At 64.3% G+C, this 4,609-nt stretch carries 6 protein-coding genes and 1 tRNA gene; 3 read left to right on the plus strand and 4 right to left on the minus strand.

Annotated elements, in window-relative coordinates:
- Positions 1 to 258: 258 nt before the first annotated feature.
- The gene (locus EN742_RS38240; protein ID WP_189375569.1) at positions 259 to 531 is read right to left on the minus strand and encodes a hypothetical protein; all 273 of its coding nucleotides are present in this window, start codon (positions 529 to 531) and stop codon (positions 259 to 261) included.
- 47 nt (positions 532 to 578) lie between these two features.
- Here EN742_RS38240 and EN742_RS38245 point away from each other — a divergent pair, with 47 nt between their 5' ends.
- The 3 genes from EN742_RS38245 to EN742_RS25115 all read left to right on the plus strand — a co-directional run bounded on the left by EN742_RS38245 (position 579) and on the right by EN742_RS25115 (position 1,442).
- The gene (locus tag EN742_RS38245) at positions 579 to 752 is read left to right on the plus strand and encodes a hypothetical protein (protein ID WP_189375571.1); all 174 of its coding nucleotides are present in this window, start codon (positions 579 to 581) and stop codon (positions 750 to 752) included.
- Between the two features lie 97 nt (positions 753 to 849).
- A tRNA-Pro gene (locus EN742_RS25110) sits at positions 850 to 926 on the plus strand.
- A gap of 174 nt (positions 927 to 1,100) precedes the next feature.
- Complete coding sequence (locus tag EN742_RS25115) at positions 1,101 to 1,442, plus strand: hypothetical protein (RefSeq protein ID WP_127407682.1); 342 nt, start codon at positions 1,101 to 1,103, stop codon at positions 1,440 to 1,442.
- Between the two features lie 27 nt (positions 1,443 to 1,469).
- Here EN742_RS25115 and EN742_RS25120 read toward each other — a convergent pair whose 3' ends face one another.
- The 3 genes from EN742_RS25120 to EN742_RS25130 form a co-directional block, all read right to left on the minus strand.
- Positions 1,470 to 3,089, minus strand: a complete 1,620-nt coding sequence (locus EN742_RS25120; protein WP_128333407.1) for an ABC transporter ATP-binding protein — start codon at positions 3,087 to 3,089, stop codon at positions 1,470 to 1,472.
- 1 nt (position 3,090) lies between these two features.
- Positions 3,091 to 4,212, minus strand: coding sequence for an ABC transporter permease subunit (locus EN742_RS25125; protein ID WP_126055812.1), 1,122 nt, complete (start codon positions 4,210 to 4,212; stop codon positions 3,091 to 3,093).
- Positions 4,205 to 4,609: ABC transporter permease (locus EN742_RS25130; protein WP_148670240.1), on the minus strand; the 405-nt coding region annotated here is incomplete at its 5' end. The genes EN742_RS25130 and EN742_RS25125, both read right to left, overlap by 8 nt.

The raw sequence follows: 4,609 nt of genomic DNA on the forward strand, positions 1-4,609 counted from the left end.
CCCAGCGATTGTGCTGCCGGAGAAGCCCGTGGGGCGCCAGCGCTGGCTTACGCGGGCCGAGGCCGAGCGTTTGATCCTGGCGGCCTGGCGCATGAGGCAGACATGGAAAGGCGTCGCCAGCGACCGCCGGACGGGCCAGCACGTCGCCCGGTTCACTCTGGTTGCTCTCTACACCGGCACGCGCTCCGGCGCTGTCTGTGAGGCCGCTATTCGCCCGACGCCGGGTCAAGCCTTCGTCGACCTCGCTCGCGGCGTGTTCTATCGCCGCGCGGAAGGCGGGCGCGAGACGAAGAAACGCCGGCCGCCCGTGAGCTCCCAGACCGCCTGCTCGCTCATATCCGCCGTTGGGCCGCGACACCCGTCAAAGTCAAGACGAAGGCGCGAGGGAAGAGCAAAACAATCGGCCGGATGATCGCGCACGACTACGTCGTCGAATGGCAAGGCCACCCCGTCGGCTCCGTGCGCAAGGCGTTCGAAACCGCGTGCGAGATCGCCGGCCTTGGCTGGTATGACGAAGATGGCAAGTTCCAAACCGACGTAAGCCCCACGTCCTTCGTCACACCGTCGCGACACGGCTCATGCAGAACGGGGAAAGCCTATCCAACGCGGCCGATTATCTCGGCATGACGGAGGCGGTTCTCCGCTCGACCTACTATCACCACCACCCCGATTTTCAGGCCGAGGCGGCGGAGCGGATCACGGCCAAAGCGCCGGCCCTGAAGGTCAAGAGCAACGTCATGCGGCTCCGCTAGAACGGGTCGCGACCTCCTACCGGAAACGTCGGAATGAATGTGGAACGAAGGGTTGAACGGAATCGGGTTGCGGGCTAGAAGCCTTGAAATCAGGTCACGGAGTGTAGCGCAGTCTGGTAGCGCACATCGTTCGGGACGATGGGGTCGCAGGTTCAAATCCTGCCACTCCGACCAGAAAAACAAGCACTTGGGTGCTTGCTCCCGAAATCACCCATCCGCGCCTCAAATCGAGCGGAACGGCTTCTGGCCTTCCATTGTGCTCGACAACAGGCTCTCGCTTTGACCTAATGGCGCCCTACCCAAGTTCGACAGGCGTGCGGGATTGAGGAACGGCGAGCAGGTGAAAGTATGAAGTTCACGCCGACGGCAGCACTCCCGTTCACTTTGCTCGCTGTGCTGCCCGTTGCAGTTGGCTGCTCCTCGACCGTTGCTTCGATCAATCCGGGCAAATACGACCGAATGACCTGCCCGGAACTCAACGTCGCGCTCGGCGACACCGCCACCGATATCTCGCAAACCGCCATCGCACGCGGCAAGGTCGCCAACACCAGCGTGCCGAACTGGCTGCTGGGCGGCGAGCGTGTGAAAACGGTCGTGGCCAATCGCGAAACGGCCAAAATCGAACGACTGCAGCAACAGCAGCAGGCGATAGTCACGGCGCGAAAGCGTCAGTGCGCGTCCACGCAATGATTTGCCTCTGACAGGTGACGTTTCAGATCACGCGCTCATCCGGAAGCGCGCCGTATCGATCGCGGCGTTCATCAGTGTCTGGGTGTAGCCGGCCTGCGGATTGCTGAAGATCGCCTCCGTCGGCCCTTCCTCGACGATCTTGCCCTGCTTCATGACGATGATGTAGTCGGCCATGGCGCGGACCACGGCGAGGTCGTGGCTGATGAACAGGTAGGACAGTTCGTGGTCGGCCTGCAGCTTGCGCAGCAGCTCCACGATCTGCTTCTGCACCGAGCGGTCGAGCGCCGAGGTCGGCTCGTCCAGCACCACCAGCTTCGGCTTCAGGATCATGGCACGGGCGATGGCGATGCGCTGGCGCTGGCCGCCGGAGAATTCGTGCGGATAGCGGTTGCGCGAATTGGGATCCAGCCCGACTTCGCGCAGCGCCTCGACCGCGCGCTGGTCGCGCTGCTTGCCGGTGAGCGACGGTTCGTGCACCAAAAGCCCTTCGGTGATCACCTGGCCGACGGTCATGCGCGGCGACAGCGAGCCGAACGGATCCTGGAAGACGAGCTGCAATTGCCGCCTGAGCGGCCGCATCGCCTGGCGATCGGCGTCGGAGATGTCGCGGTCGCCAAAACGTATGAGACCGTCGCTGGGCAGCAGCCTGAGCAGCGCGCGGCCGAGCGTCGACTTGCCGGAACCGGATTCACCGACGATGCCGATCGTCTGGTTGCGCTTCAGGCGGATCGAGATGTTGTCGACGGCGCGCAGCATCAGCGGCTCGCCGGCGAGGAAGCCGCCGCCGATCCTGAACACCACTTCGACATTCCTGCCCTCGAGCAGCACCGGGGCACCGGCCGGTGGTGGCGCCTTGGTGCCGGTCGGCTCGGCGGCCAGCAGCATCTTGGTGTAGGCGTGCTGCGGGTTGGCGAAGAGCGCTTCGGCCTCGCCCTCCTCCACCACCTCGCCCTGGCGCATGACGTAGACGCGGTCGGCGAAGCGCCTGACGATGCCGAGGTCGTGGGTGATGAAGACGATGGCCATGCCGAGCTTGCGCTGCAGCTCGGCGAGCAGCATCAGGATCTGCGCCTGGATGGTGACGTCGAGCGCCGTCGTCGGCTCGTCGGCGATTAGGATGTCGGGGTCGTTGGCTAAAGCCATGGCGATCATGACACGCTGGCGCTGACCGCCCGACATTTCGTGCGGATAGGATTTCATCCGCCGCTCGGGATCGGGAATGTGCACCAGCCTGAGCAGCTTCAGCGCCTCCTCGCGGGCCTCCGCGACACCCAGCCCGCGATGCCTGCGGATTGGCTCGATCAGCTGGTTGCCGATCGAATAGAGCGGATCGAGCGAAGTCATCGGCTCCTGGAAGATCATGCTGATCTTGCGGCCGCGCACCTTGTTGAGTTCGCTCTTGCTCATCGTCAAAAGGTTGCGGCCGCGATAGTCGACGGCGCCGGTCGCCTCGCCGTTGGAGGCGAGCAGGCTCATCGCCGCCATCATCGTCTGGCTCTTGCCTGAACCGGATTCGCCGACCACCGCGACGGTCTCGCCGGCCTTGACGTTGATGTTGATGCCCTTCACCGCCTCAACGGCACCGTCGAGGGTGCGGAAGCGGACGCGAAGGTCCTTGACGTCGAGGATCGTTTCGGCAGCGGCCATCTCAGCGGTCCTTGGGGTCGAGCGCGTCGCGCAGGCCGTCGCCAACGAAATTCAGCGCGAACAATGTCGAGACGAGGAAGAAGGCCGGGAACAGAAGCAGCCAATTGGCGCTGCCGATGTTCTTGGCGCCTACCGAGATCAGCACACCCCAGCTGGTCATCGGCTCCTGCACGCCCAGACCGAGGAAGGACAGGAAGCTTTCCAGGATGATGACCTGCGGCACCAGCAGCGTCATGTAGATCACCACGGGGCCGAGCAGGTTGGGGATGACGTGGCGCATCAGGATGCCGCGCTGGCCGACACCCATGGCTTCGGCCGCCTGAACATATTCCTGCCGCCGGATCGACAGCGCCTGGCCGCGCACGATGCGTGCCATGTCGAGCCACAGCACGGCGCCCACGGCCAGGAACATCAGCACGAAGTTGCGGCCGAAGAACACCACCAGCATGATGACGAAGAAGATGAAGGGCAGCGAATAGAGCACGTCGACGATGCGCATCATCACCTCGTCGACCCTGCCGCCGGCAAAGCCGGCCGCGGCGCCGTAGAGCACGCCGATCACCACCGCCACGACGCCGGCAAGCAGGCCGATGGCCAGCGATATGCGCCCGGCCATCAGCGTGCGCGACAGCAGATCGCGGCCGGTGTTGTCGGTGCCAAACAGGAAATACTGCTGCTTGATCGACGCGCTCATCGTCGCTTCGAGACCATCCGGCGACTTGCTCTCGATCTTGGTGCCGTCGAAAGCGTCTGAGCGGTCGAGATAGCGGATGTTGCGGTCGTCGATCGGCTTGGTCGAGGTGACGGTGACGATGACGCGGCTGCCGTCCTGGTGCCATTCCTTGATGTCGACGCGCATCCGCTTGATGGCGTCGGTAAGCGCGGTCTGGATCATGTCAGGCTTCGGGTAGGCCGAAAGGCTCGGCGGCGTGCGCACATAGTCGCCGTAGATCGTGGTGTATTCGTGCGGCACCAGGGATGGGCCAAACACGCTGATCAGCGCAATGAAGGCAAGATAATAGAGGCTGAACATGGCGGCGCGGTTGGCCTTGAGGCGCGCCCAGGCATCGCCCCAGAGCGAGCGGCCAACGACGGCCGGGGCCGGGGCTGCGATATCAGTCATAGCGCACCCTTGGGTCGACGACCGCGTACATGACATCGACGATCAGGTTGAAGACGATGGTGAAGATGGCGATCACCACCACCGTTCCCATGACCAGCGTGTAGTCGCGGTTCAGAGCGGCATCGACGAAGTAGCGGCCGACGCCTGGAATGGAAAAGATGGTCTCGACGATGACGGAGCCGGTGAGCAGCGCCGCCGCCGCCGGGCCGGTGAAGGAGACGATCGGCAGGATCGCGCCGCGCAGCGCATGCTTGACCACCACCGACCAGTCGGACAGGCCGAGCGCGCGGGCGGTGCGGATGTGATGGGACCGCAAGCTCTCGATCATCGAGCCGCGCATCAGCCGGGCGACGATCGCGATCTGCGGCAGCGCCAGTGTCAGCACCGGGCCTGTCTC

This window comes from Mesorhizobium sp. M4A.F.Ca.ET.020.02.1.1, assembly GCF_004022645.1.
Taxonomy (GTDB): domain Bacteria; phylum Pseudomonadota; class Alphaproteobacteria; order Rhizobiales; family Rhizobiaceae; genus Mesorhizobium.